The organism is bacterium, assembly GCA_041648665.1.
In the GTDB taxonomy this organism is placed as follows: Bacteria; UBA10199; UBA10199; order 2-02-FULL-44-16; family JAAZCA01; genus JAFGMW01.
This window is the reverse complement of record JBAZOP010000012.1, coordinates 23,671-49,871: the sequence shown is the minus strand read 5'-3', so window position 1 is coordinate 49,871 and position 26,201 is coordinate 23,671. Positions and strand designations below refer to the sequence as shown.

35 protein-coding genes are annotated in these 26,201 nt (G+C 62.9%); all 35 read left to right on the top strand.

Annotated features, from left to right (window positions below; translation table 11 throughout):
- The first annotated feature begins 1,176 nt into the window (after nucleotides 1-1,176).
- The 35 genes from WC683_06410 (at nucleotide 1,177) to WC683_06240 (ending at nucleotide 26,198) form a co-directional block, all read left to right on the top strand.
- Nucleotides 1,177-2,490: a hypothetical protein gene (locus tag WC683_06410; protein MFA4972227.1), complete on the top strand. Its 1,314-nt coding sequence runs from the start codon at nucleotides 1,177-1,179 to the stop codon at nucleotides 2,488-2,490.
- Nucleotides 2,491-2,505: 15 nt separating this feature from the next.
- Complete coding sequence (locus tag WC683_06405) at nucleotides 2,506-2,862, top strand: hypothetical protein (GenBank protein MFA4972226.1); 357 nt, start codon at nucleotides 2,506-2,508, stop codon at nucleotides 2,860-2,862.
- Complete coding sequence (locus WC683_06400) at nucleotides 2,859-3,209, top strand: hypothetical protein (GenBank protein ID MFA4972225.1); 351 nt, start codon at nucleotides 2,859-2,861, stop codon at nucleotides 3,207-3,209. Before WC683_06405 ends, WC683_06400 begins: the two co-directional genes overlap by 4 nt.
- A 146-nt stretch (nucleotides 3,210-3,355) precedes the next feature.
- Nucleotides 3,356-3,625, top strand: a complete 270-nt coding sequence (locus tag WC683_06395; GenBank protein MFA4972224.1) for a hypothetical protein — start codon at nucleotides 3,356-3,358, stop codon at nucleotides 3,623-3,625.
- A gap of 169 nt (nucleotides 3,626-3,794) precedes the next feature.
- Entirely contained in the window at nucleotides 3,795-4,799 is a 1,005-nt protein-coding gene (locus WC683_06390) for a hypothetical protein (protein ID MFA4972223.1), read from the top strand.
- Nucleotides 4,796-5,122 carry a hypothetical protein gene (locus tag WC683_06385; GenBank protein MFA4972222.1) on the top strand — a complete coding sequence of 109 codons (327 nt, stop codon included), beginning with the start codon at nucleotides 4,796-4,798 and terminating at the stop codon, nucleotides 5,120-5,122. Before WC683_06390 ends, WC683_06385 begins: the two co-directional genes overlap by 4 nt.
- Nucleotides 5,119-5,436, top strand: a complete 318-nt coding sequence (locus WC683_06380) for a hypothetical protein (GenBank protein ID MFA4972221.1) — start codon at nucleotides 5,119-5,121, stop codon at nucleotides 5,434-5,436. Before WC683_06385 ends, WC683_06380 begins: the two co-directional genes overlap by 4 nt.
- On the top strand, nucleotides 5,429-5,629 hold the full coding sequence (locus WC683_06375; GenBank protein ID MFA4972220.1) for a hypothetical protein: 201 nt from the start codon (nucleotides 5,429-5,431) through the stop codon (nucleotides 5,627-5,629). The genes WC683_06380 and WC683_06375 overlap by 8 nt, the downstream gene beginning before the upstream one ends.
- Before the next feature lie 141 nt (nucleotides 5,630-5,770).
- Nucleotides 5,771-5,938: a hypothetical protein gene (locus tag WC683_06370; protein MFA4972219.1), complete on the top strand. Its 168-nt coding sequence runs from the start codon at nucleotides 5,771-5,773 to the stop codon at nucleotides 5,936-5,938.
- A complete protein-coding gene (locus tag WC683_06365; protein MFA4972218.1) occupies nucleotides 5,935-6,300 on the top strand; it encodes a hypothetical protein in 366 nt (121 codons plus the stop codon). The genes WC683_06370 and WC683_06365 overlap by 4 nt, the downstream gene beginning before the upstream one ends.
- Before the next feature lie 62 nt (nucleotides 6,301-6,362).
- Nucleotides 6,363-6,485 (top strand): hypothetical protein, encoded by a 123-nt coding sequence (locus WC683_06360; protein MFA4972217.1) that lies wholly within the window; start codon nucleotides 6,363-6,365, stop codon nucleotides 6,483-6,485.
- 102 nt (nucleotides 6,486-6,587) lie between these two features.
- Nucleotides 6,588-7,175: a hypothetical protein gene (locus tag WC683_06355; protein MFA4972216.1), complete on the top strand. Its 588-nt coding sequence runs from the start codon at nucleotides 6,588-6,590 to the stop codon at nucleotides 7,173-7,175.
- 13 nt (nucleotides 7,176-7,188) lie between these two features.
- Nucleotides 7,189-7,620: a hypothetical protein gene (locus tag WC683_06350; GenBank protein MFA4972215.1), complete on the top strand. Its 432-nt coding sequence runs from the start codon at nucleotides 7,189-7,191 to the stop codon at nucleotides 7,618-7,620.
- A gap of 26 nt (nucleotides 7,621-7,646) precedes the next feature.
- Nucleotides 7,647-8,402 carry a DNA adenine methylase gene (locus WC683_06345; GenBank protein MFA4972214.1) on the top strand — a complete coding sequence of 252 codons (756 nt, stop codon included), beginning with the start codon at nucleotides 7,647-7,649 and terminating at the stop codon, nucleotides 8,400-8,402.
- 13 nt (nucleotides 8,403-8,415) lie between these two features.
- A complete protein-coding gene (locus WC683_06340; GenBank protein ID MFA4972213.1) occupies nucleotides 8,416-9,006 on the top strand; it encodes a hypothetical protein in 591 nt (196 codons plus the stop codon).
- Nucleotides 9,003-9,314, top strand: coding sequence for a hypothetical protein (locus WC683_06335; GenBank protein ID MFA4972212.1), 312 nt, complete (start codon nucleotides 9,003-9,005; stop codon nucleotides 9,312-9,314). Before WC683_06340 ends, WC683_06335 begins: the two co-directional genes overlap by 4 nt.
- A complete protein-coding gene (locus WC683_06330; GenBank protein ID MFA4972211.1) occupies nucleotides 9,311-9,511 on the top strand; it encodes a hypothetical protein in 201 nt (66 codons plus the stop codon). Before WC683_06335 ends, WC683_06330 begins: the two co-directional genes overlap by 4 nt.
- Nucleotides 9,495-10,139, top strand: a complete 645-nt coding sequence (locus tag WC683_06325; protein MFA4972210.1) for a hypothetical protein — start codon at nucleotides 9,495-9,497, stop codon at nucleotides 10,137-10,139. Before WC683_06330 ends, WC683_06325 begins: the two co-directional genes overlap by 17 nt.
- Nucleotides 10,140-10,167: 28 nt before the next feature.
- Nucleotides 10,168-11,619, top strand: a complete 1,452-nt coding sequence (gene terL / locus WC683_06320; GenBank protein MFA4972209.1) for a phage terminase large subunit — start codon at nucleotides 10,168-10,170, stop codon at nucleotides 11,617-11,619.
- Complete coding sequence (locus WC683_06315; GenBank protein ID MFA4972208.1) at nucleotides 11,616-11,930, top strand: hypothetical protein; 315 nt, start codon at nucleotides 11,616-11,618, stop codon at nucleotides 11,928-11,930. Before terL ends, WC683_06315 begins: the two co-directional genes overlap by 4 nt.
- Before the next feature lie 458 nt (nucleotides 11,931-12,388).
- Entirely contained in the window at nucleotides 12,389-13,711 is a 1,323-nt protein-coding gene (locus tag WC683_06310) for an anti-CBASS Acb1 family protein (GenBank protein ID MFA4972207.1), read from the top strand.
- Between the two features lie 3 nt (nucleotides 13,712-13,714).
- Nucleotides 13,715-15,361: a minor capsid protein gene (locus WC683_06305; protein ID MFA4972206.1), complete on the top strand. Its 1,647-nt coding sequence runs from the start codon at nucleotides 13,715-13,717 to the stop codon at nucleotides 15,359-15,361.
- On the top strand, nucleotides 15,361-15,654 hold the full coding sequence (locus tag WC683_06300; GenBank protein ID MFA4972205.1) for a hypothetical protein: 294 nt from the start codon (nucleotides 15,361-15,363) through the stop codon (nucleotides 15,652-15,654). The genes WC683_06305 and WC683_06300 overlap by 1 nt, the downstream gene beginning before the upstream one ends.
- Complete coding sequence (locus tag WC683_06295; GenBank protein ID MFA4972204.1) at nucleotides 15,651-15,875, top strand: hypothetical protein; 225 nt, start codon at nucleotides 15,651-15,653, stop codon at nucleotides 15,873-15,875. Before WC683_06300 ends, WC683_06295 begins: the two co-directional genes overlap by 4 nt.
- Nucleotides 15,876-15,907: 32 nt before the next feature.
- Nucleotides 15,908-16,954 carry a DUF2213 domain-containing protein gene (locus WC683_06290; GenBank protein ID MFA4972203.1) on the top strand — a complete coding sequence of 349 codons (1,047 nt, stop codon included), beginning with the start codon at nucleotides 15,908-15,910 and terminating at the stop codon, nucleotides 16,952-16,954.
- A gap of 9 nt (nucleotides 16,955-16,963) precedes the next feature.
- Entirely contained in the window at nucleotides 16,964-17,818 is an 855-nt protein-coding gene (locus WC683_06285; protein MFA4972202.1) for a hypothetical protein, read from the top strand.
- Between the two features lie 9 nt (nucleotides 17,819-17,827).
- Nucleotides 17,828-18,745: a major capsid family protein gene (locus WC683_06280; protein MFA4972201.1), complete on the top strand. Its 918-nt coding sequence runs from the start codon at nucleotides 17,828-17,830 to the stop codon at nucleotides 18,743-18,745.
- 48 nt (nucleotides 18,746-18,793) lie between these two features.
- Entirely contained in the window at nucleotides 18,794-19,111 is a 318-nt protein-coding gene (locus WC683_06275; protein MFA4972200.1) for a hypothetical protein, read from the top strand.
- Complete coding sequence (locus tag WC683_06270) at nucleotides 19,111-19,572, top strand: hypothetical protein (GenBank protein MFA4972199.1); 462 nt, start codon at nucleotides 19,111-19,113, stop codon at nucleotides 19,570-19,572. Before WC683_06275 ends, WC683_06270 begins: the two co-directional genes overlap by 1 nt.
- Nucleotides 19,569-20,114: a hypothetical protein gene (locus tag WC683_06265; GenBank protein MFA4972198.1), complete on the top strand. Its 546-nt coding sequence runs from the start codon at nucleotides 19,569-19,571 to the stop codon at nucleotides 20,112-20,114. Before WC683_06270 ends, WC683_06265 begins: the two co-directional genes overlap by 4 nt.
- A 1-nt stretch (nucleotide 20,115) precedes the next feature.
- Nucleotides 20,116-21,834, top strand: coding sequence for a DUF3383 family protein (locus WC683_06260; protein MFA4972197.1), 1,719 nt, complete (start codon nucleotides 20,116-20,118; stop codon nucleotides 21,832-21,834).
- A gap of 21 nt (nucleotides 21,835-21,855) precedes the next feature.
- Entirely contained in the window at nucleotides 21,856-22,302 is a 447-nt protein-coding gene (locus WC683_06255; GenBank protein ID MFA4972196.1) for a phage protein, read from the top strand.
- 3 nt (nucleotides 22,303-22,305) lie between these two features.
- Nucleotides 22,306-22,743: a hypothetical protein gene (locus WC683_06250; protein MFA4972195.1), complete on the top strand. Its 438-nt coding sequence runs from the start codon at nucleotides 22,306-22,308 to the stop codon at nucleotides 22,741-22,743.
- Between the two features lie 139 nt (nucleotides 22,744-22,882).
- Nucleotides 22,883-25,468: a tape measure protein gene (locus tag WC683_06245; GenBank protein MFA4972194.1), complete on the top strand. Its 2,586-nt coding sequence runs from the start codon at nucleotides 22,883-22,885 to the stop codon at nucleotides 25,466-25,468.
- Nucleotides 25,458-26,198: a phage baseplate protein gene (locus WC683_06240; protein MFA4972193.1), complete on the top strand. Its 741-nt coding sequence runs from the start codon at nucleotides 25,458-25,460 to the stop codon at nucleotides 26,196-26,198. The genes WC683_06245 and WC683_06240 overlap by 11 nt, the downstream gene beginning before the upstream one ends.
- Nucleotides 26,199-26,201 lie beyond the last annotated feature (3 nt).

Genomic DNA, 26,201 nt, shown 5'->3' with positions numbered 1-26,201 from the left:
GGGTGTGGGCGGGCTCGGGGGCGGGCTCGGGGGTGGGCTCGGGGGTGGGCTCGGGGGTGGGGGAGAGCATTTCCAGGGCGTTTAATTGGTCTGTTGCCATGCCATCGCCTAATGCTAAGCCCGTGCCAAATCGGCTTTAATGGGTTTTTTGGCGGGTTTTTTGGCGGGTTTGGGGCGTGGTTGGAACGCAGCAAGTGCCGATTTTTGACACCTAAATTGGCACGTAAATGGCCTGCCTTGATTTTTGGGGCATTTTTTGGTGACGTTTTTTGCTCGGGCAAGTGACGATTTTTGGTAAATCAACGGGCCGGTTCCAGTGACGATTTAAAAACATTCGGCCCGTGGGCCGAAGAAAAAGTACTCAGTGAAAAGTTTTTTTTGACTAGTGGGCCGGAGTGTTACGATCTGTTACGATCTGTTACGCTTTTTTACAGCGACGCTTTAAAACGATTTCCACCTAGAAGAATCGATTTAAAAATCCACACGGTACAGAAAAAACGCTAAGTGCCCGTAATCACTGGGTTGCACTTTGGACTGCTCAAGTCTCGGGCTGTTTTTTGCGAAAGCAGATCTTGGATGCTCACTGGGCGGGTTTGACGCATGTTTGGCAAATCGGTCAGGATCGGGCCTGGAAAATGCCTGGAAAAAGCATTTCCACACGGATTTTGGGTCGTTTTCTTTTCTCGAAACCGGTCGGGTGGCCTGTACAGCACGACTGTAGCAGATATTCCATTAGTAAATAGGGTATATCGTGTAAGTGTGCGTTGCTGTTGTGTTTTTAGCGGCGCCGCAGCCTTTGCACATCGTAAAATACACCGGCCCACGGGCCTAATGATCGAATTGGCCAGGTGGCCAGGTTGTTTCCCTGTGTGTTGTCATTGTGGAAATGGGCCCTCGATTTTTTATGGCGTTTTTTAGGCCCAAAAAATACATTTTCCTCTCTTCTACTATAACTATTACCATCTCCAATGATCACAAAAAGACCTGGGGATGAGAGATGATCCATAGAATGTATATGGGGGGATAAAAAAGCAAAAAACGAAGTAAAAAGATCAAGAGAGTGTGGAAAATCGCATCGGCTAAGGGGGGATATGGCAAGCTGTCTTTGCGGGGACATTAAGAGAGCACAAGACTTTTTAGTTGCAGTGTTGGCCGAGCAGTGCTACTTGGACGGCCATGATCGACGAATCAGCCCTGGCGGATTTCCTGGCCCCAATCATCCAAATGCGGCTGACCAAGCCGAATTTGCTGATGAACCCCGCTCCCGAATGTGCAGTGGGGGCGTGGTGGAAGAACCCTCGCGACATGATGTGGCAGGGGTGGGAGCCGACCCCCCGATTGCAGGCCATGACCACCCTCGTGGTGGTCGCCCTAGCAGCAACCCCTCTGACGCCCCAGAGGCGCCTCCTGTGGCTTCGGCGCATCAGGCAGGTAGGGTACCTTACCCCCGAGGCCTGGGAGATCTGGGAGGCGCAGGAACGCCTTGCGCGGGACGCTCCTCGGCTCGAGGCCGAAGCCAAGGCTCGAGCTGCGGCAGACCGTGAGGCAGCTCGGCAGGCCAAGGCCCAGGCCAAGGCTCGAGCTGCGGCAGACCGAGAGGCAGCTCGGCAGGCCAAGGCCCGGTTGCGTGCCGAGCGAGAGGCCTGGCACGCCGAATGCCGTGCCAAGCGAGAGGCAGCCGAGCAGCGCCGGCAGGACAAGGCCCAGCTGCGTGCCGAGCGCGCTGCTGAGCGCGCTGCAGAGCTGGAGGCGAAACGCAACCAGCGCAGGCGAGCGCAAGCGGAGCGCGCTGTGCTGCGTGCCGTCGAGCGAGCGTCCCGCCCACCACGACCACGCCTACCAGGGCGACGCCCTGACGCCGACGAGCGTGCGCTCGACATGCATTGGCGGGCTGTGCGTCGGGAGCTGCAGCTTCGTGAGCATTACATGTGGAAAGAGGAGTCAGGCACGCCCCCGCCGATGATCAGCAAAAAATGGGGCAGCCTCAGCGAAAGTGAGCTGGTTGCCGAGGTAGCGCGAGCACGTAAAGTGCTGTGCGCAGCTCAGAAAATGCGCTGGGAAGCGGCGATGGCTGAGCGTCCGCCGGGGGCAAAGCGTGTACGCCGACCGCAGTGGATGGTGGACGAAGCGAGAGAGGCCGAAATCGAGGCAAAAAACAGCAGGGGTTGCTTCGTCCCGAAGCCGCTACCGCGTCCAAAGCAGCCGGCACCTAGGCGAAATTACGCTTACGAAAGGCGTGAAAGGCAGGTGGATCACACGAGGCAAGTGTTGCTCGAGTGGTTCAAAAACCGCAAGAAACGCGCGTGGATCGTGGGCGAGTGGAAGGTCGTGCTCGAGCGTGACATTCCCTATGCGACACGCCGAGCTGCCGTGGTGGATCAGCTGGCGCCGATGGTGATCCTGATCCGCCCTCCGTGGCGCCGGCGCCACGAGCGGTATCGCTGCTTCCGCCTTAGCACCGCCCTTGGCACCGCTTCGCAGGCGTGCTAGCGTGCCAGGGCCAACATGGCTAGCGAAGTCAACATGGCCCGGCATTCTCCGGGACTTGAGCGAATCGGAGTGCCTGCCTGCTTGTCGGACGCTGTGCAGGCTGTGTGGGGCGACCAGGCTGCCGTGCGCCGGGCTGCGGAGCGCGCCGTCGGCAGGAAGTGCCTGGAAATGGCGCCCACCGAGACGGGTTGGCTGCTCCGCTTCGGCCCTCGGACGCTCTACGAGACCATGCCCGAGCGGCTCGTGGCGGGGGCACGGGGGGGCGGCTTCCGGGGGGCGAGCGTGCGGCAGGCGCGTCGCAATCTGGTGGATCTCGAGGCCCGGCGAATGATCGTGGTCGGCGAGGACTGGTGGCTGTGGAGGCAGTGGTGACCGAGCGGACCGTGACCGAGTGGCTGTGGCTGCACGTGCGGATGCGCGCTGGGTTCGAGCGGCCGCGCTGCCCCACCGGCGCTGAGCACTGGCAGCGCATGGGAGGAGACTCCGCATGCGAGTTGCTGCGAAATCGCCTGGAAATGGGCGGAATTCGGTACCTGAGGGGGCTGACGGAACTCCCGACGAACCGTGATCAGGCCGAGTTGGTGCAGCGCGCCCGGGGGTGCCTCGAAAAGTTTGATGCCACGGAAAACACGGAATTCCTGCTAGATTTGGTGAACTACGCGCTGCTGCTGTGGCGGTATCACGGGTCCGGCTTCTCGCCGGTTGACAGGAGCGAATGATGCGCCGCCCTTGGCACCGAATCGTAGGCGTGCTAGCATCTTTTTTACGTGGCCCGGCACTCTCCGGGACGAGCAGATTTCAAGCCCTCGGGCGCTTCGGTTTCCGGGGGCTTGATTTTTTGGCCGGGCCGTGCTAGCACGGCCGAATGGCAGCACCAGTCGAGCGAATCTACGTACCAGCCCGGTATGCCGCGGTCGAAACCGCGGTGGCCAACTACGACGCGGCAACGGCGGGCGGGGGACCGGCGCAGTTGCTCGTGGTCGGGGCGATCAGTGGCACCGTGGTGCTGACCCGGGTGGACGGCACCGAGGTAACGATCCCGGCGACCGTGCAGACAGCCCTAGGGGGGCGACTGGAACTGCAGTTCACCGCGTTTCGATCCGCAGCCGGCGCGGATTTCCTCGTGGGGTGGTAATGCTCGGCAGATCGGCACTGGCGGACGTTTTCCGAGCCAAACTGCGCCAACATGGCCCGGCATTCTCCGGGACGGAGCGGATTTTGCTGCCGGCGGGGGAATCATTGGAGCAGTTGCGCAAGCGCCGGATTGACAGCTTGCGCCGCAAGTTGGAGCGGAGGAAGCTGCTATGCGGCTAGGTCTAGGCCTCGGGCTCGGTCGCTGGCAGCGTGTGCCAGCGCCGAAGGTGCTGTCGCTGACGGCGGCTGCGGCATGCGTGTGGCCGGACTACGTGAGCGTCGCGGCGACCGTTGCGAACGCCGACAGCGTGCGCTTCGCCCTCGACGGGTACACTACGCAGACCGTGACGGCTGCGCAGGCGGCGGCGGGGATTCGACTCTTGTCCGATGGCACACCGCCGATAGCGGGCTGGGGCAGCGACGCTCTGCTGAGTGCGACACCCCTCCGAAATACGCAGGAGGGGGTAGCCCATACAACACCAATCGCTGTGTGGCCGTGGCTAGATGGGTGGTTCGGGCACTCGGGGGTCGTGCATGCGGCGGGAGAAATCAACTCCTGGGGAGGGCAGGGTCTGGGCCTGCTCCACACGGCGGCGACGAACCTTCCGAACCTTCTAGCCCCAGGCTCAGGCTTCAGCGACTACACGGTCCAGACCGCACCAGGCTCACTTGAGCGGTTCACATCGAACAGCTTGCTGCCGTACATCAACGGCGCAAGCGCCTTCGCCTTCCTCTTCATCGGCAGCTTCGAGGAGACTGTTGCAAGCAACGTCTTCAATTTTTCGAACTCTGACGCAACGAGCCGGCTAGCAGCCTACCGACACTCAACCATCAGCGACCGGTTGATCTTCAATGTGCGGGTTGCCGGGACGTCGAACTACGTCGTGGCCACCGTGTTGGACGGACTGCCCCATGCGTACCTGTTCCGGTACGCCGGCGCCGATGCCCCGCCGAGGCTCAGAGTCTACTGCGACGGAGAGCTGCGGAGCGGAGCAGAGCTGGGAGGCGCCGTCCCGCCGACGTTGCCCGCGAATATGACCCTGGGTGGGCTGCCAGACATCAGCGGCACAGTGATCGAAACTCGTTACGCAGCCATGCTGGCGACTAATAGCAATCGCCCCATCGCAGATCTGCTCTTATGCGCGTCAACTCTTCGGGCGAGGTACCTAACGTGACCAGCCGACTCAGTACGATCGAGCTCGCCGCCGTCATGACAGCAGTCCGCGCCTCCGCTCCGCCCATACGCTGCACACACAACGGCGGACGAGTACCGGAGTTCGCGGGCGAGCCCGGACCCCCAGGAGTATGGGCCTGCGGCTGGGTCGAGCAGGCCGACGTCACCCTCGAGCCCGAGTCGAGCTCAGCACTCGTCGCCCTGCCCCGCGAACTCGCCGACCGCCTCCCCGAGCCGGAGCGCGCTATCCTCCGAGCCCGCGAGGTCACCCCCGCCAAACCAACAACAACCGTCACCACAGTTGTGGTGGGAAGGAGCACATGACCGACACAATCACAGCACTGGTTTCCGCGATCGAGTCGCGGGCATGGTACCCCGTCGTGGGGTTCGTCGTCACGCTGTTGATCGCAGCGTGGCGCGTCGTTCAGCCGCAGGTCTGGGAGCGCATCCCCAGCGCCTGGAAGTGGTTGCCGGCGCTGGTCGTGACCGTGGCCGCGGCATTCACCGAGTCGTTCGCCGCAGGCTTGACGTGGCCCGTCGCGCTAGGCGTGACCGTGTACGCGCTGCTCACGACGTGGCCTGTCGCGCTGGGTGCGGCCGAGATCAGCATTCGAGCGAGCGGAGGGCGTGATGGCTGAGCACCCTATGATGCGCTGGTTTGAGTACAAGCACTTGCCGATGCACTTGCAGGCGATCAGCCGCATCTTTCACCAGGCGGCAACCTCGCTGTGTGAGGCCGTGGCGTCTTGCGAGGAGCGCGACGTCGCACTCCGCAAGTTGATCGAAGCGAAAGACGCCGCAGTGAGGGCGGCAATCGAAAGGAACGCATGATGGCCAAGCGTAACCTAGTACCGTTCATCCCGATCATCGGGCAGGCGATCAGCTTGATCAAGTTGATCGTGCAAACCATCCGCGAGCGTCGCAATCGGAGGTAGCATGTCCGCTGCGCGTCCCTGTATACGAGAGGCCACGTTGACCGATCTGTACGAGCGGATCGGGCAGCTCGAAGCCAGCATCGATCAGCGGCTGGATCGGCTGGAAGCGAATCAGCGGCTGATCATTGGCCAGCTTCGAGCTGCCCTGCGGGTGTCCGCGCTGCTACCTGCGGTTTGGGGTAGAGACGAGGGCGACGGTGCATGAGCGACACCAGCATGGCCCGGCATTCTCCGGGACATCCACGTAGCGTCCCCCCGCCTCCCAACACGCCCTGGGCGTGGCTGGTGCCCCTGGTGGTGGCACTGGGGGGCGGGACCGGGCTGCAGGCCCTCCTAGGGCGCACGGAGACCCAGCAGCGAGAGGTCATCAGAGACGAGCTGCGCCCCCTCGTCACGCAGGTGCAGCAGCTGCAGCTGCAGCTCGAGGTGCACAGGGCAGAACACGCGGCGAGGGCCGAGCAGGAAGCCCGGTTGGAGCGAGCCACTGGCAGGGCCAGGCAGGCCGTGGTAGAGTCGCACCTGTCCGAGGGCAATGAGCCCGAGGCGATTCGAGCGAGTGTAGAATGACCAAAGCTGCTTCCCCTGTTCCTGCTGAGACCGTGATCGCGATGATTCGCGATATTTTGGCTATGACCAATATAGGTGGCATGTACCAGCCCATGCGAGATGGTCTGCAGCTGCTGGCGGACACGCCCCCAGAAGAGCTGGCGGACGTGTTGTCAGGGCACCTGATGACCTACGGCAACAAATGAAGCCAAATGCCCGTTTTTTACAAGAACACGCCCGAGCCCGAAGACTTGCACTGGAGACGGCCGTCAGCGCTGCAGGGATTGCGAGCGTTGGTTGGAGGTAATGTGAGCTACATCCCCCGTCGTGAATTCTGCGAGCTGATGCACCACGTGTGCAGCCACGGGCAACCTGCGGCAGGGCGCTATTCCGACACGTGGCGCACTTTCACGGGTGGGCTAGAAGTGCCTCGCATTTCCACCTGTAACATCACTGTACATGCAGGCCTTGCGATCTGTGGCTGCGCAGAGCAGTGGATCACGCCCCCTCAGGACTGGCCGCCGAGCCCCAATGCGATCCGACTGTGGCAGAGGCAGATCGAAATGCGGCGCCCGCACCCGTCCGTGCTGCTCCCTGGCGACCTGCTGGTGTGGCGAGTGGCGTCGCCCATGGTGCACATCGGGGTGTTCCTGTCCACGTTGCCGGAGGGGCTGCTGTGCGCCGAGGGAGGGCAGCCCGGAGGCAAGCTCAAAATCAGGCCCTACACGACGCAGATTGACGTGGCCGTGCCGCTGCACCGGCTGCTGTGGGACGAGGGCACAGCGCCGACTGTCGGTGCTTGGCGAGAGGCGATGGGGCTGCAGGAGCAGCGCTATGCAGTGTGCGAGGATTTCATCGAGCCCGAGCTTTTGGCGATGATTGACCGGGCTGTGTGAGGGGCACTGCGGCATGCGGGACCCTTGGGCGCAAAGGCTCGACGAGACGGACACCGAATACTCGCTGTTCGTCTCGTGGCTCGGCAAGCCTGGTGTCCGCCGGGCCATCCCGAGTGACCTGCAGCTCGCAGTAGCCCGGGATTGGTCTCCCCGGGCTGCGGCTTATGACTGCACTGCCGAGCTGCCTAAGGACGCCGTAGGGCGCCTGCGCGTGGGGCTCGAGCGGATGACTCTGGCCTTCGCGATCGAGGCGGGGAAGATCGTCTACCGGGCGCAGACCACGCAGGAGCAGACCTTGACGCCGCATCAGTTGGCGCGCATCCCGCAGATGGTTGCGCGCATGATTGAGGCGATGAAAGAAGCGAATAGCGAGCTGCGTTTTCGTCCCGACACACCTGATCACCTGCTTGAGGCCGTGGCTGATCTCGAGCATTGGCAGCAGTAAGCAGCGGTGAGGCAGCAGTGCATTACATGGGTTCCAAGCGGCGAATCGCACCGTTCATCGTGTCGATCATTGCAGAGCGTGTTGGCATGTCGGGGGTTTTGCATGAACCCTTTTGCGGCGGGGCGAATTTCACGTCGGCGTGGCCAGGTCCTGTTTTCGCTACCGATGCGCGATGCGAAATGATCGCGTTTTGGAAGGCGATACAGCAGGGCTGGGAACCGCCCTTGATGACGCGCGAAGACTACGATTTCGCCAAGGCGAATCCGCGCCACGATCCGAAGATGACGGCGTGGGCCGCGGTGAATGGATTCAGAAGTAAATGGTTCGGGGGCTTCGATGGCAAAAGTTGCGCTGGTGTGATCAAGCGCGGACCGCGCGCTGGAGAGTACTGTAACCGGTCGCCTTCCCTTGTCATGCGGCGCACGAACGTTCTCCGCCAGGCACCGTCCCTTCCCGCGGACCGCGTGTTGTTCGCCGCTGGGGATTATTCGGATTTCGATTCTGTATCAGTGTCATGCGTCTACTGTGATCCTCCGTATTTTGGCACGACTGGTTACGGGCAGAAATTTGATCATGCTCGTTTTTGGCTGTGGGCAATGATCCGATCGAGCACAGTGCCAGTGTTCGTGTCGGAGCGATTTGCGCCTGCAGGGTGGCAGCTCGTGTGGGAGCGGGATACGCTGAATCGCACGAGCACCGCGCATAACAAGCGCAAGGTCGAGCGTCTTTTCTACCGTGGTCCTGAACACCTGCACACCTTGCAGGCAGCAAGGGGCATGTGACAGGCTTGCCGGCATGAGCAAACCATCCCTCTTGTGGATCTCGCTGGCCACCAGCGGGATCAAACCCCATGTTGATTGGCCCCTCGAGTTGGGGCTGATCCTAACCGACGATCAGCTGACCGAGCTGGCCACGTTTCACACGCTGTTCCGTTACACTCCCGCCTACTTGGAAACGATCGTAAAAAGAGCCGATTCCTTCGTGGCGCAGATGCACCAGACGTCGGGCCTGTGGCTCGATCTGTACACCAAGGGGGCTGCGTCGGGTACGGAGCTGCCGAACTTGCCTGAGGTACTGACGGCCTGGGGCAAGCAGCACTTCGGCAGTAGCGTGCCATTGTTGGCTGGATTCAACGTCGGCCGTTTTGACGCGCAGTGGCTGCGTGTGCACGCCGATCCATTTCTCGAGTTGCTGCATTTCGGCGCGTTCGATCTGTCCACGTTACGGCGGTCCGTGCAGCTTCTGCATGGCGACTGGGGTCCGCAGAAGCCACCCCCAGCGAGAGGCCTCGAGGATTGCCGGCAGTCGATTCGCTACTGGCGCTGGTACCGGCAGCATGTCATGACTCCTTACCACCGATCAGTTGCAGGAGGAGCCGAAACATGACAGGTTTGCGACGAATCAGGCGGGCGCGCAATGCGAGCAGGCGGAGAGCAGAGGAGCTTGCTGCCGCCTGGCAGGCAGGTCACCGGGCGGCGACGATCCACTTGGAGGCGCCCAGATACGGGGATGTGGACCTGGATCTCGTAGACAGAGATCGGGTCTATGTGGAGCTTCAACGGCCTGTGCTCGTGTCGGTAGGGCGGCACCGGCCGGCGGAGTTAGACGTCGCCACGGTGCGTCTAAACCGTGTCCGCAAAGCAGCACTCTGGCAGGGTGTTCGAGTTACATGGACAGGCTGGGAGATGTCATGATTGTCTTCGAGAGCTACGGCCACGTCATGACGTGTGCCGATCCAAAACACGATGTGCGGCCCGGCAAAGGGCGCACGCGATACCAGTCGGCAGTGCGCTATTGGCGGCATCTGACTGCCAGGATAGAGGAGCTAGAGCAGCTGCGAGGCGAGTTGGAGACGCTGCTCGGGGGAGGTGACCGTGCGCGTCCAAAATGACGATTATCCGACACCTGCATGGTGCACACAAGAGCTGCTGAGCTACCTCGGCACGCAGTCTTGGTGGTTGCCGCTGGCGTGGAGCATGCTCGAGCCCTGCGCCGGCGCCGGCGCCATTGTTCGGGAGCTGGCTGCGCTGCAGCCACGCATACTAGCTGCCACGGATCCTAACGTGCAGTTAGATTCGGACAATATTGCTGCTGCTGCGACGCGCACACTCGTCTTTGCGTCCGACAAGGACTTCCGGCAGTTGGAAGGTCGCTGGGATTGCATAATCACCAATCCGCCCTACTCAGAGCCCCTACTGACCGAGATCATTGATCACGCGCTGAGCTCGGCCACTCACACGATCATGCTGCTTCGGATTGGGTGGGTGATCGGCAGTCGCAAGCGACGAGCTTGGCGGCAGGAGCATCCCTGCGATCTGTACATCCCATCCCGCAGGCCCGAGTTTCGCTGGACATACACCTGCCGGGATTGCGTGCTCGTGCAGTCGGTGCTGCCAGGGGTGCAGATGTCAGCGTGTCCTGTTTGTGGCGGGCGCTTGCGTCGCAGCACGACGGATGCCAGCGAATACTGCTGGGCGCACTGGTGGCCGGGAGCGACCAGGAGATGGGTGCCTCTGTGAACACACGAGCCCGCCGAATGGAGATGTTTTGGACCCGAGGATAGGCGCAGCTGTTGCTGAGTTGGTTCGTAGGCGTGGCCTGTATGACTTCGTCAAGCGCTTCTGGCATACTGTCGAGCCAGCCGAATTCGTGGGCAATTGGCATCTCCAGGCGATCTGCTGTGCGTTGCAGGCCGTGTCCCTGCGGCGAATCAACAGGCTCGTGATCAACGTGCCCCCGGGCACGGGAAAGAGCTTGCTGACCTCCGTGTTCTGGCCGGCGTGGCAGTGGACCTGGCAGCCAGAGCACAAGTGGCTCTGCACGGGCTACTCGCCTCGCCTCGTGGCTCGTGATGCGAAGCGGTGCATGCGGATTGTGCAATCCCCGCTATATCGAGCGGCATGGCCGGGGGTGGAGTTTACTGAGTCAGTGCCTGCCGTGTCGGAGTTGCACACCACGGCAGGCGGATTGCGGGTGTCGCTGCAGATTGGTGGAGGGATCACCGGCTGGCACGGGGACACGCTGATTTGCGACGATCCTTTGAAAGCGGCTGATGCGAGCAGCATTGCGAAAATCGAGGCCGTCAACGATACGTGGAAAACCGTGGCGGCGACTCGGCGGGCCAACCCCAAGCGGCATGCCGTCGTGCTGATCATGCAGCGGCTGGCGGACAACGATCTGGCTGCGGAGGAGCTGGCTACCGGCGCCGAGCACCTGTGTCTGCCAATGCGTTACGTGCCCGATTGCCCGTGGGACCGGGGGCTTTCGCTGGGAAAGCTGGATCCACGCACCAAGACCGGCGAGCTGCTGTTCCCCGAGCGGTTCCCCGAGTCGGCCGTGCGCGAGCTTGAAAGGGCGCTTGAGACGCCGCAAAACATCTCGGCGCAGCTGCAGCAAAATCCGGTGCCCGCGTCGGGTGCCTTCTTCGAAGATGCCTGGTTCCGCACGTGGACTGAATTGCCGACACGCTGGCGGCTGCAAGTCGTGCAGAGCTGGGATTTCAACGTGGGCGAGACGAGGGACCCGCAGGCTGCCTCTCGCGTCCATGGAGCGCTGTGGGCCTGGTGTGAGGGTCGGTACTTCCTTCTTGATGAGGTCTCAGGTACGTGGAACTATCCCGAGGCCAAGCGGCAGTTCCTGGCCGCGCAACGGCGCACAGTGGCCGGGATCGGGTGGCGAGAAGCGGAGTGCGTGCTGATCGAGTGCAAGGCGAATGGCGCCCCCCTGATTGCCGAGATGCGAGAGGAGCACCCGGGCATGGTGATCAGCCCGATCAGCCCGCACGAGCCGAAGGAGCTGCGGGCGCGCCGGCACTCAGCCCGTGTCGAGGCAGGCCAGGTGTATCTGCCAGACGAGCCCTGGGCTGGGGAATTCCGCGCCGAATTGGTGCGATTTCCCAAGCAGAAGCACAACGATCGCGTGGACACCACTACGCAGGCGCTGGATTACATGGCCGCCCCCAACGGCCTGGCACAGTGGGGGAGCATAGGAGAGGCATGAACGCACTGATTTTGCATCACAACGATTGGGACGGGTTCGCTGCGGGCTGGATCGCCAGGCGCGCACTGGTTGGACACGATGTAGCTTCGCTGCCAGTGGACTACGGGACCGCGTTCCCGTTCGAGGCGGATTCGATTGTGGTGATTGACCATCACAAGACGGCGATAGCTGCCTTGGAAGCCTGGATCGAGCGGCCACGAAACGTGTTTTTGGAGTTGGACATAATCCGGGCGATCCAGTCTACGCATTCATCAAGTACATTGCGGACAGGGATCTGTGGAAGTTCCAACTGCCGCAAAGCAAGGCCGTGAATGCTGCGATCATGAGCATGCCGTTATCCCTGTGCTCTCTGGACGAGTTGTCCAAGTGCAGCATCGAGCTGCTAGTTGGCGAGGGTCACGCAATTCTGCGTGATCAGCAGCGGCACATCGAAGCAATGGTGCGGTCCGCTTTCCTGATTCAATTGGCTGGGTATAGAGTGCTTTGCGCTTGGGCCCCCATCTTGCAAAGCGAAGTGGCTGGCAGATTGGCTAGCGCGGGCGCGTTCGGCGTGGCTGTTCGGATCGACTCGGGTAAGCTGCGCTTTTCACTGCGTTCCGTGCCGAGTTTTGGGGTAGACGTGTCCGAGATCGCTCGGCGCTTCGGCGGTGGGGGTCACGAGCATGCAGCGGGTTTCGAAGTGCCGGCCGCCTCGTTGCCCTCGGCTGTCAGGTCAATGTTGCTGTAGTGGGACTTGGCAACGGGTCGGCAGCCGTGCTAGGCTCCGGCCGTGGCTAGAACTAAGAAAAGCGCAGCTGCCCCCGTTGCCCCTGTTGCCGACGGCTGGTCCAACATCATCACAGGTCTCGGTGACGCCCTGCACGATCGGCGCCTGTCCACTACGTGGGTAACCACGACCGATCTGCCAGCGGACACGATCACAGGTTTGCTGGCGGGAAACTGGCTGGCGCAACGGATCTGCTCGCTGATTGCTGAGCAGTCCCTGCGCCTGCGTCCCGAAGTGGATTCCGCGCTGTGGACTCGTTTCGAGGCCCTAAATCGCCACGAGTTGCACCCCCAAGGGGTGCTGCATCAGGCACTCGTGCAGGGGCGGGCCTACGGGGGGGCTCTGCTGATTGGCGGCTTCCGCTACGGGGCTCCCGAGGAGCCGCTAGGGCCTCGGACTGACCTGCTGTGGCTGGATACTGCAGCCTGGCCCGATCTCACGGTAGTCGAGCGAGAGACGGACGCAAACAGCCCCCGCTATGGGCTGCCTTCGGTCGTGCGTGTGGTGGGGACGCATGCACGACGAGGGCTGACGGTGCACATGTCCCGATGCATCCTGTGCACGGGCCTGCCACGAGGTAGGCCAGACCCGAAATCAATCCTGCCGTGGCTGAGCGTGCTGCAGCCGGTCTACCAGGTCCTGCAGGACTACGGGCTGTCTTGGGATAGCGTGGGGACGCTGCTGAGCGAGCTGAGTGTCGGCGTGCTCAAGATGCGCGGGCTGCCAGCGCAGCTGTCCGCCAGCAATCTGCAGGCCTTCCAAAATCGCCTGGCCGCCATCTCGATGGGGAGGAGCGTCGCCAAGACGCTGTTCCTCGATCTAGAGGAGGAGTTCAGTCGCACGGAGGTCACGCTGCAGGCGCTGCCACAGCTCATGCAGCAGGTGTCCCTGCGCATGGCTGGGGCCGCTCAGATGCCTGCTACGCTGCTGTTTGGCCAGGAGCCTGCTGGGCTGTCGGCGACGGGAGAGAGTGACATGCGGCAGTGGTACGATCGCTGCGGGGCATACCGGGAGAACGAGGTCACTCCCAAATTGGCTCGGCTGCTCGAGTGGATCGGCGGCAAGCCAGTCGATCTGTCGTGGCCGCCCCTGTGGCAGCCGACGGCGATTGAGGCGGCGCAGTTGCGCAAGGCACAGGCGGAGGGGGATGAGATCTGGTACCGCATGGGTGTCATGCGCCCTGACGAGATCGCAAAATCCCGCGCGCGGGACAGATCGCTAGGTGTGGAGATTGACCCGAATGCCCCCCGAGAAATCGAAGCCACTGACGAGCCCGAAGCCGAAGAAGAAGACACGCCCGACAATGCCGAGCAGCCACAGGAGTAGCCGTTGGCGGCCGCGATCGTCATCCGCTATCTGCCCCCGACCAGCTGGCTCTGGCAGCCGCTAGTCGCGGCCTACTGGGCCGTGTTGCGTGCCGAGCACGCAGCCTGGCGCAGGCGCCGGCGCATCCAAGACGCCGTGCGAGAGCGGAAAATCGTGGTGCCGATCGAGGTTCGGCAGCTGATTGATCAGACTGTGGCCGGCACGTTGGCGCATGTTCGGAGTAACACGAACAGGCTGCCTGGGATCCAGCCGAATCCGCCGGGCGGGGAAGCGGCCGTGCGAGAGTTTCGGCGCCGCAATGTGCGGCTGATCCGCACGATAGCGGCCGAGCACCTAGCCGAGGTCGAGCGGATCTTTGCGGAGCGGGGCAATCTGCATCCGGAGCAGCTGCGCAAGCTGCTGCAGGAGCGGCTAGGCGTGTCGGAGCGACAAGCACGTCTGTGGGCCCGTGACCAGACGCTGAAGCTCGCAGCAGATGTCACGCAGGCCAAGCACGAGGCCCTAGGGATCACCGAGTATGAGTGGCGGACGTCGCGCGACGGCAATGTCCGGGCGATGCATGCCAAGCTGCATGGGCGAAAATTCGACTATTCGAAGCCGCCCGTGACGAACGAGCGGGGGGATCGGAACAATCCCGGTCGTGATTACCAGTGCAGGTGCCATGGGGACCCAGTGCTGCCTGAACCGAAGCCCAAGCCCGCGTCGAAGCCCAAGCCCGCGTCGAAGCCCAAGCCCGCGTCGAAGCCCAAGCCCGCGTCGAAGCCCAAGCCCGCGCCGAAGCCCAAGCCAGAGCACACGCAGGCGTACTGGGAGCTGGCGTATTGGGGGCAGTATACCAGCGCATCGACTCCTTTAGCATGGGGCCGAGCGGCGCTCGAGCGGGGGCTCGACCGCCCGATCGAAAAGGTAAACGAAGTGGCCAGGCTGCTTGGTGGCACCCTTGCCTGGCAGCAGGTTCGTCCTAGCAATCGGCAGTTCGAGCCAATTAAAGGCGTCGCCACGTTGCGCGATCTCGATGCGCGGATCGCGCAGGAAATGCGGACGGCAGATCCTGCCAGAAAGCGTGTATTGGCGGACGACCGTGCACGCATCCACTTCATGGCTGCCACGACCGAACATGTGGCTAGCATTACACGTGGAAAAGTGGCAGGTGTCAACGTCGATCCCACCACGCCGGCAAACCAGGCGCAAATAGCTAAAAGCATTCGATTTTTTGAAGCTTTCGCCAGAGACGGCGTAGTGCCTGGTCTGCGGGTGCGGTGGGTCAACGTCCGGGCGTACTACAGCCCTCAGTTAAATGAGATGGTGCTTGATGGCAAGCGCACAGCCGAAACATTTGCTCACGAAATGGGCCACGCTATCGAAGCACAGACAGATGCGGGCGTGGCAGCTCGGGCGTTTCTTGCTGCGCGGACACGCGGCGAACCCGAAGTAGAGCTAGCGGAGCTGCAACCCGATAGAGGGTTCGATCCTGGTGAGCGTGCCCGTCCGGACAACTTCTTCGATCCATACTGCGGTAAATCGTACATCTCCGCTACAGAGATCACGTCAATGGGTCTCGAGAGGATTGCACATGGGGATTATCAGTTCGCCACGGAAGACCCAGAGTATTTTCACTTCTGCCTAGGCATTTTGGCAGGGAGGTTCTAATGGCGCAGTGGTTTCTGTCTGACGGGACGATCGTGCGGCTGGGCGGCGAAGTCGAGGGCGGCTCGCCGGCAGCCGAGGCCCTGCGGGATGCCTTCTACTGGGCTGCGAAGGGCATGCGGCGGGTGTACTTGACGGAGCACCCGCACAGCGTGCCGGCAGATCTGCAGGTGGTGTGGCATGTGAGCAGCATCACGAGAGCTGTGGCATGGCAGCATGGCGTGACCGTTCTGTCGGGGCCGCCGGTAACGCCGCAGCCCCCACCGGAGCCAATCCCCGAGGGGGCCATCGCGTGATCCGGTGGGTGCTCTCCGACGGGACGATCGTGGACGAGAGCACCCAGGTTTTCGGCAGCAGCAGGTGTGCAAAGCACCTACAGCGTGCGCTGGACGCAGCGCTGCACAGCGCCCCGTCTGTTCAGGGGGTTCGCAGGTTCAGGCTTCACAGGCCGGATCACATCCTGGCGTTAATACGGGAGATTTCGTCACTGCACGGTATTTCAGTACTGAACCCTTGACGTGCTGTCCGGCCCATGCTAGCCATGGTGTCGTGATCCTAGACACTGCGCGTCTGAGCAAGGTTAGGCCGGGGCCGGCTGGCTCAATTTTCGTGCCTGCCCGGATCGGCAGGTCGGGGGTGCAGGTCTATCGGAGGCAGGACGGGACCACTGTGCGTGCATTTCGTCCGCCTGACGAAGTGTTCCGTGCGGATTACACGGGGACTCCTGTCACTGTCGGACACCCGCCTGCGGGTGTGACGGCGGACACGTGGCAGCAGCTGGCTGTGGGGCACGTGGCCCGGCAGGATGCGGCAGAGGTCATTGGCGCCGACTATTTCGTGCCTGCGCAGCTGCAGGTTACGGTGGCGGGAGCCGTGTCCGATGTTGTCTCGGGACAGCTCGCCGAGCTGTCCTGCGCCTACGATGCGGATCAGGATTGGACCCCGGGCAAGACGCCTGCAGGTGACGAGTATGACGTGATTTTCCGGAACATTGTACCAAATCACGTGGCACTGCTCCCCCCGGGACAGGCTCGGGCGGGTCGCGACGCAAAGATCCTATTGGACGGAGTGACTATGATCCTCGACGACAACACGGCCCCCGTGCCGCCCCCCGCGCCCCTGGCGCCCCCCGCACAGACGCCCCAGGTGACCCTCACTATTGATCAGGCCACGGCCCTGATCACCGACTCACAACGGCTGCAGGCCAGTCTGGCTGCCGCGCAAGACACCATCGGTAAGCTGCAGGCACGGGTTGCCGAGCTTCCCAAGCTCGTGGCTGATGGCGTGGCTGCAGAGCTGGCTTTCCGAGCCCGGCTCGCGACCGCGCTGCCAAAGGATTTTGATTTCGCCGGCAAGACCCGGCAGGATGTGCTGCGTGCAGCGATCCTCGCGCGGGACCCACAGGCCCAGCTTGTGGCGGACGCCAGTGAGGTTTGGCTGGAAGCCTACTTCGCCGGGCAGTCTGCAGCAGCCCCTGCGCCAGCGCTGCACGATCATAACAAGGACGTGGCCAATCCACAGCCCCCTCCGGCCGCTAACGCGGCCAATTTCATTGCCGATGAGTCCCGCAAGCTGTGGTCCAGCTTGCAGAAGTAAGGATACAGCATGCAAACTTTCAGCGAAGGCATGACCCCGCGACGAGGCACGAAGGCTTCGATTTGCGTGGGATTCAATCACACTCTCGACGATGCGGCGCCTGCTGGCGTGGTCGTGACGCAGGCAGCTGCGAATCATGTCAAGCTGCCGACGTCGGCGGCCGAGGTGCTCGGTGCGGTAGGCGTGCTGGTCTACGATCCGCTAACGCCTGCGCCGTCCGACGACGACACGACCAACGACTACTCCGCTGACACGACCGTAGAGGTTGTGGATGTCGGAGAAATGTGGGTCGTCTGTGAGGAGGCGATGGCCGTCACCGAGTCGATCTACTGCAGGCACACGGCCAACGGCGCCGGCAAGCTGCAGCTCGGAGCCATTCGCGACGATGCAGATGGCGACACGTGCACGTTGCTTCCCGCGGCCCGAGTGGTCTACCCCAGCAGCGGTGCCGGGGTCTGCAAGATTCGGCTGAATTTGCCGGCAAATCCAAGCTTCGCAGACACTGACACCGACACGTCCGCTGATACCGTCGTGACGGCGCAAGTTGCTTCGCCGAGTGCTGCAGTGATCGCCACACTGCTGTGCGACAAGGCCGGCACCCTCGAGTCCTTCGGAATTCGAGTGGGCACCTGCGGATCTGCAGGAACCACGACGGTGATCGTCAACAAGAACGGCACCCCCGTTACCGACGCCACCATTTCCGTGGCACATGACGATCCTGATGGGACGGCTACGTTCCTCGACACTGACGACTTCGGTGCAGTCAGCTTCGCGCAAGGCGATTTGTTGACGATCGAGGTCACGGCAGCGGCAACGGATGTCGCGAATCTCTCTGCCACCGCTCGCGTTGCGCATGCGGCGTAAGGAGTTCTCATGTCGCTCATTCTCACTAGACAACTCGAGTACGTTCAGCGGGCGCGACAACAGAGGTACCGTCCGGCGAAGTTTAGGCGGCTGCTTCCCGTGTCGAGCGAGGCACCTGCTTACGCCGATACAATCGTTCACGCGGAAGTCCGTGCCTACGGCGAGGACCCGGCGAAGATCGCCACGCACGGGCCGATCAAGAACCTGCCGCGGCCCACGCTGACTCGTGTGGAAAGTCGCTTCTCGCTGCATCGTTTCGGCTACACCTACGCCTATTCGATCTTCGATCTTGCCCGAGCAGAGCAGACCGGAGAGAACCTCACGGCGAGCTACGCGACGGCGATTCAGACCACGGTCGAGACCTTCCTGGATGCGATTGCAGCGGGCGAGCATTTGGCTGACCTCGGCATGCCGGGGCTGCTCAATGTCTCTACCATCAGCCCCCTGACGGCCGGCACCAAGGCGGGTGGTGGTACCACGTGGGTCAATCCCACGACCGGTGTCCTGAATGCCACGTTCGACGAAATCGTGCAGGATGTCTCTAGGTGCGTGATCGCGGTCAACACGCAGACCCTCGAGAACATGACGGCGAACCTCGTCATTCTGCCGCTACAGCACTATCAGGCACTGATCCGAGTGCACGAGGCATTCGGACAGATCAGCGTGCTCGAGCGGTTGCAGAAGTTGTTCCCCGGGGTGCGTTTCGAGGCCTGGAATCGCCTGGCCCTGGCGGACGCCGCTGGTACCGGGCCCCGCATGGTCGTCATGGCCACGGGGGAAGATGTAGCCAAGATGGTTATCCCGCAAGAGCTGACCGAGGAGCAGCCGGTGCAGGTGCCCCTCGAGACCGTGATCCCCATGTGGTTCGGTACGGGTGGTGTCATGGTGGAAACACCGGACGCCATGGTGTACATGGACGGGATCTAATCCGCGCCCACGCGCCCAACGCGCCCCACGCCCCGGTAGGCGGCAGCAATGCCAGACCCCGGGGTTCAGGGGCGTGTGACGGTCAGTGTTTCCTCGTTCCTCGCATCCTATCCCGAGTTCAGGCCGGCGCATGAGCAGCACGCCGGCCTGATCTCGGCCCTATTGGCGAAGGCCGAGCTGGTGGTGGGAGATCATTGGGAGACCGAGCGAGACGAGGTTGTGGAGCTAGAGCTGGCTTCGCGGCTTGCCGCAGGGCCCATGGGGCGAGCAGCGCAGTTGATAGACAAGGACGGAGAGAGCACCTACAGCAGGCAGCTGCATGAACGCCAGATTGCGCACGCCTATGCGCTGGGGAGGTTGGGCTAGTGTCCAAGGTGCAAACACGCCAGCGGAAGTTGCGTCTCCCCAAAAGCATGGTGCTTAAGGTCGGGGTCATGCGTCCCGGCGAGCAGCATAACGAGCAGGGCACAACGGTGGGGCAGATTGCGGCTGCGCACGAGTTTGGGCTCGGTAACGTGCCGCAGCGTAGTTTCGTTCGGCGTTGGTTTGACGAGGAAGAGCAGGCGTTTTCGCGGCTCGCTGCAGGCCTCATGGCGCAGGGCTTCGCTGGCGGGTTCGCCGGGCTGCGGCAGGCCTTGGAGCTTGCCGGCGTGAAGGCAGCTGCGGGAATCAAGAATTTCATTACCGAGGGCCGCGCAACGCCAGCGATCACTAATCCTCGGACAATCGCCAGCAAGGAGCGGAGGGGTTTCTTCCCGCCGTACACACCACTGGTCGAGACGGGTGCGCTGCGCAATTCGATCGACTCGGAGGTCGAGGTCAAATGACCACCACGATGGGTGCTAGGGCCGCCATTGTCGAGGCCGTGGCCTTGGCCAGCGGCATCACGTCTAGCGCCGTTGTGTGGGGCCAAGCAGGGCAGCCCGTGGCAGACCCCCTGGTGCGGCTGTTCGTGCGGCGCGTGACGGACGTGGTGCCCTCGCGCGAGGTCTTCGTTGACGAGGCTCGCAGCCTGTCCGTCATGCGCGAGTGGGACGTGGACGTGCGGATCGAAACCATTTCCGCCGGCGTGTCCGGCGATGCCGTGGATCGAGCCGGAAGCCTGATGCTAGGCTTGGACCTGCTCGCTGTGCGAGAGGTGCTAGCAGCAGCCGAGCTGATTCTGGTCGCCGCCAAGTCGATTGGCGATGTGAGCTTCCGCAGCGGGGATCGGCTTGTATATGCAGTGCTTTTTGAGCTACGATTCCGCGGCGTATTCGACCGAGCCGACCCCACCCCGCTGGGGTGGATCGAACATGTCGGGCTCGACGGCGACCTGGAAAACCCCACCACGACCGTGGTGGACATGATCCCAGAAATCGAGGAGTAGCATGGCCATTCAAGACACGATTCCTGTCACGATCACCATTCGTGACACGACTATTGCACAGGCAAACTTTGGTACGCCGCTAGTGCTGGCGTACCATACAAATTTCGTGGGCGAAGTGCGTGAGTACAACGCTGATGCCTCCGGGCTTTCCGCGATGGTCACCGACGGTTTCGCAGTGACCAGTGACCCCTACCGCAAGGTTGCTGCAATCGCTTCGCAAAGCCCGCATTGCAGCAGCGTCAAGGTGGCCGCTCGAGTAGCACCGACTCAGCAGGTGCTACAATACACGCCCAAGTGGACGACCGTTGGGCGCATTGTGCGGCTGTCCTTCGAGTTGACCGGCGTGACCACGACGGTCAGCTACACGCCGATTGCGGCGGATGACGCCGAGGATATCGTGGACGGACTGATCACCGCGCTTGGGACCGTGGCGGGTGTCACGATCAGCAAGAGCGGCTCAGGCTCTGCTGCCGTGCTCGTGCTCACTCGCACCACGCCGGGCGAGGAGAGGATTTATCCGATCAGCGCGGTTGGCCTGGGGCTCGAAGACGTGTCCGTCGATCCCGGCGCGCCGGTCGTGGTTACCACCACTGAGGCATCGCCAGCTGTGCAGAGGTACCCTATCGATCTGTCTGACACACCGTTGGGTGGAGGACGAGATGTCGTGCTCGAGTCAATGACCGTGACGATCACCACGTGCGGCACTGCTGGCAGCACGGTGCTCGAGCTGACCTACGGTGACGTGCCCGTGGCGATTGCCGATACCGAGGTCACGGTACCGCACGACGCAACCGACCCCTACACCGTCACGTTGACGGCTGCTGATTTCGGCTTAGTCACGCTGACCGGCGGCGATGATTCGCTGGCGATCAATGTGACCTCCGCAGCGACTGACGTAGCCGGGCTGTCTGTGGCAGTAACTGTCCACGATGTGGAGGCTGGTGTGGACGCCGAACTTGCTGCAGCGCAGTTGATCGATCCGGACTTCTACGGGGTCCTGATCGACACGGAAAAGGCCAGTGAAATCGTTTCGGCGGCCACTTGGTGCGAGGCGAACGAGAAACTGTTCGCTGCCCTGTCGGGTGACGAAAACAACACAGTGGCGGACAGCGGTGTTGCGCACACGATCTCCGCAGCGGGGCGCAATCGCACGTCCGTGTGGGTCACACGAAACATCCAGGGGCAGCTCGCTGCTGCGATCATGGGGCGACAATTCTCGCAGGACGCCGGCAGCTCAACGTGGGCGCACAAGCAACTTTCCGGGCCCGTGGCGGATGCGTGGACGGCCACCGAGTTTTCCGCCCTGCGTGGCGATGGCGAGGGCGACCGCGGCAACGGAGCTTGCACCTACGTGGCTGATCAAGGGCTCTCCCACACCTACGACGGCTTCGCCGCTAGCGGCAGATTCCTCGATATCACCCGAGGGATCGACTGGCTCAAGAGCACGATCCGGCAGGCACTGCTGGTCGCGTTGGTTAGTGTGGAAAAGATCCGCTACTCCGACGCAGGCACGGCCGTTCTTGAAGCCGCGCTTGCAGGGCGGCTCTCCGCAGCCGAGGGGCGAGCACTGCTCGAGCCCGGCTGGGCCGTCATTCGCCCCGCTGTGAGCACGCAGGCTGCGGCAGATAGAGCCGCTCGAGTCTACCGCAATCTGGCCTTCACCGGAACGCTCAGTGGCGCGATCCACAAGGTGCCGATCACCGGAGACGTGTCGGTCTAACAGGTCTAACAGGAGCAGCAAATGTCCAACAACAGATTTGCCAATTACGATTCCGAGGCCGTTGACCTCGTGGTGGTCGGGATTCCGATCACCGACGGCAAGGCCGACACGTTCGTCACGATCACTGCTCGGGAGAAATCTTTCGAGGCAGTGGCTGCGTGTGACGGGCTGGTAACTCGCTACGCCACGCACAATCGGCTGTATGACGTGGCCGTTACGCTGAAACGCAGCAGCAGTCACAACTCGTTCCTGGCCGCGCTGCATGCGGTCGATCGGAACAGTGCCGGCGGTGCCGGCGTGGGGGTGTTCCTGCTGAAAGATCGCAACGGCTCCACTGTCATTGCAGGTGACAAATGCTGGATCGAAAAGATCCCGGATAACTACTCCTTCGGCAAGGACGTAGGAGATGTCACCTGGAATTTCTGTGTGGTCGCGACGCATGCGGCCGTGCTGCCCGGAGGGAACTGACACATGCCTGCTGCTGCTCATGCTTTTACGATTGGTGGCCGCGCTTTTCGGCTCACGGAGCCGCTCAAGCTCCGAGCGTCGCTCAAAGGCGCGGCCATCGTAGCCGAGGTCATCCTGCCAGGGTTCGTGGGGGTGGCCGCCATGCGGGAGCTGGATCCTGCCAAGATCCGATCAGCTCTCGCCGGGTGCTCTCGCCTCGATGAGCTGATCGACATGTTCTCGCAGATCTGCGAGGTTCAGCAAGAACAGGTCTGGTTGCCGCTCAGCACCCTGATCGATCATGTGTTCGAGCGCCGGTTGACGCTGGCGCTCGCTTGGCTGCTTGAGTGCATCACCTGGCAATGGGGCGATTTTTTAGCCGCAGATGGCCAAGCCCTGCTAGAGGCCAAGGCGAGCGTATTGATCTCCCAGCTGGCGCCGACTGGCGCATCTGGCGAGTAGCCACCGATCGGCGCATTGCGGACGGGCTGGCGGTCATCTGCGACCGCTGGTCGATCGTGGATCTGTACGAAGCCAACGCAGTGCTCGATGCACTGGACGCAGCCGAGGCACGGGCGTATAGTCGAGCTAGCAGGCAGTGATGGCAATCCGTGAGTTATTCGCCAAATTCGATTTCAGCTTCGACCTTTCGGGGCTGACTCGGCTGACGGCCGCGAGTGAGCGTGCGGAAGCCAAGATTCGGCAGCTGGCGGGCGCCACGAATGCCGTCAAGGCGCCCAAGCTGCCAGCGCAGCCTGTGCCTGCAGCACCAACATGGCCCGGCATTCTCCGGGACACGCGAGCAGCCACGGCCGCTGGGGCGTCTGCGGCCGACCTCCGGCAGGGGCTGCAACAGCTGCAGAGCAGCCTGGCAGCGGCTGCAAGGGGGGACAAGGTCCTTTCGGACGCCTTCGCGCAACTCGGCATGTCCGCCAAGCGTGCTGCTGATTCGGGGCGCAGCAGCTCGTCAGTGTGGCAGGAGGTCGTTGGCAGGCTGAGCAGGGTAGAGTCGTCCGCCGAACGCGCCACGCTGGCGATGGCTCTACTGGGGCGGCAGGGCGCCCAGGCTGCACTGCCCGTGGCCGCGCAGGGGCCGCAAGGGCTTCGCATCGCCCGGCGGCTGGCGGCGCAGCCAGTAGCAGCGCCTGTGATTGCGCAGCAGCCCCCCGTCACGCCTTGGCAGCGATTCGTGGCGGTGTTGCGGCAGGTCACGGGGGCAGAACGGCAGGCCGCCGTTGCCGCCCGCCAAACGGGTGCAGCCCTGCAGCAGACAGCCCACGGGGCCCGGCAGGCAGGGGGTGCCGTGGCGTGGTACCACAGGCACCTGCAATCCGGGCAGACCGGGATGATCGGCTCGCTACTCACTGCGGCGTTCTGGCAGACGCTAGCGACGAGCATCCTGCAGGCTGGGGCTCGCGTGGCGGGGTTCGTCGCCAGTGCGGCTGCGGGGGCAAGCAAAGCGGTTGCCGAGACCGTGCTGTGGGCGGACGCTACGCGCAAGGCCCTCGGGGCCATGTCGGGTTTCAGTGACGAATCGCTGAAAATCCGGCGCGGGAATGCAGAATTTGAGAAGGTCCGGAGCACTGCAGTCAAGCTCGGCCTCGACGTGATCCAAACGACGGACGCCTACAAGAAAATGCGTGCCGTCGGCATGACGGCGCAGGAGGCGCTGGATTTCACCAAGCTCACTGCGGACATGCAACAAGGGCTCGGCATGACCACCGAGACCGTGGGTCGGATGCAACTCGCGATCAGCCAGATCAAAGGGGCTGGCGTGTTGCAGGGTGACGAGCTCCGGCAGCTCCAAGAGACCGGAATCAACGTCGGTCTCATGTGGGATTCGATCGCCGCCCAAATGGGTGTGACGGTTGCCGAAGCGAAGAAGCTCAAGGAGGAGGGCAAGGTCACCGCCGACGTCGCCTTGAAAGCGGTCAAGGCTGGCATCCTGGGCACGCTCGGCACGACCGAGAGCGGCGAAGCTGCGGGCAAGCTGGCCTCGAGCACGTTGCGTGGCATGTTCAGTCTGCTCAAGGCGACGGCGCAGGACACGTTGATTGATCTGTCCGACACGCTCACGCCGGAATTCGAGCACCTTGCCGGTTTGATCGGTGGCACCTTGGGCCGCTTCGACGAAGATGGCAGCTTCCGCAAGGCCATTCAGGCCGTAACGCGGTTTGCCACGGATTTCGTGCAAATCATCGGGATCCACTGGCCCCGCATCGAGCGGATTTTTGCCAAGGTGCTCGGGGGCAGCACCGATGCGCTCAACGAAACCACGATGGGCCTAGACCTGTTCGTGGACCGCGTGCTGACTGCGGTTGAGTGGGTCGTGGACAATTGGGAAACCGTGACCACGACCTTCAAGACAGCGGCAGGAATCATCGTAGCCGCCCTGACGGCTATCGGCGTGTCGGCCGTGGTCAATGCGGCCCGCACGACGGCGGCTATGATTGCGTCAGCCGTTGCCACGGCCCAGGCCTGGGCTGGCAGTGGCATCGTGACTTCGATCGCGAGCATTGGTGGAGCTGGCATTCGGGCGGCTGCTACGGCCGCCACAGCGATGGTTTCAGCCGCTCGTGTGTCCGCTGCAGCGTGGGCCCCCGTGGCTGCTGCTGTGGCGGCCGTGGCAGCGGCCGTAGCAGGCGTGCTACTGGCTGTCGATCAAGCCCAGAAGCTCTACAGGGAAATCGACGGAGACCTGGGCAACATCTTCAAGGACTATGGGGCCGTCGGCGAGAAAGACGATCCCGCCGGTAAAGAGCGCCAGCGGCAGTATTGGGCGCGCAAGCGCGCCGAAGCCGGCAAGGGTGGCGAGGGCTTGCCGAACGTGCCGCAGAACGCACCTTGGCGGCTTGCCCCCGTGCACCCGGCGCCCGCAAAGCCCACCGCTCCAATGCCTGCGCCCAACCCGGCGTGGCAGATGCCAGAGCCTGTCGTGAGCGTACCCCAGCAGCCGCAGTGGACCATGCCGACCGTGGAAGCCATCGTGCAGTTGCCTCCCGCTGCTCGGGCGCAGCCCCCCACCCAAATCACGCTCACCGACCAGCGACGGATTGACGTCTCTGTGCAGGCCGGGGCGACGCCTGCACAGCAGGGCCGCACGATTGCAGCCGAGGTCAACAAGACGCTTGCCAGCGACCTACGCGCCCACGAGGCAGCGTTGATTGGAGCCGCAAATGCTCGGTAACGATTGGCTGACGTGGGAAGGTCTGTTCCCCGGGCTCGGTGGGGCTCTCACAGCTGACGTGATCACGGCTGTCGAGGTCGAGCACACAGCGACCGCCACCAAGCACGCGATCGAGACGGGTAGCAAGATCTCGGATCACGTGATGCGCGAGCCGCCCCGGGTGCGGTTCGAGTTTGCGCAGAGCGAGTTGCCGAACATCTCGGATGACTCGCTCACGGGGGACACGATGTGGATCCAGTCCCCCGTGACACCACAGGCTAATCGCTTCAAGCCGACTGGGCTGCTGCTGGCGCAGCGCGCGCTAGGCATGGCCGCGTCCGCCATTGCGGGGGCCGTGTTGCCGCCTGTGATGGTTTGGAATCTGACAGCCAGGTTGCCCGGCGAGGATCGGGTGCACAAGATCCACAATACGCTGATCGACGTGCTTGAGAAGGCGCACCTTTGCGCCTTTCATTACCGGGGCCTAGTGCTGACCGATTACGTGTTGACCAGCGTGCGATACAGCCGGCAAGCTGGCGAGGGTGGGCTCGCACGCTTCACACTGTCCGCCGAACACATCATGACGGTCAAGACGGCCGCTAGCAGCCTAGCGGGTGTGGAAGTGCCATCGATTCTGGCTGCTGTGCCACTGTCGCAGCTCGGAAGGAAGACCGTCAAGCAGGTCGAGGCCGAAGTCAAGGCACACGCTAACCTCGGGCTCGGGCTCGATGCTGACCTAGCGGGGTTGTAGGCC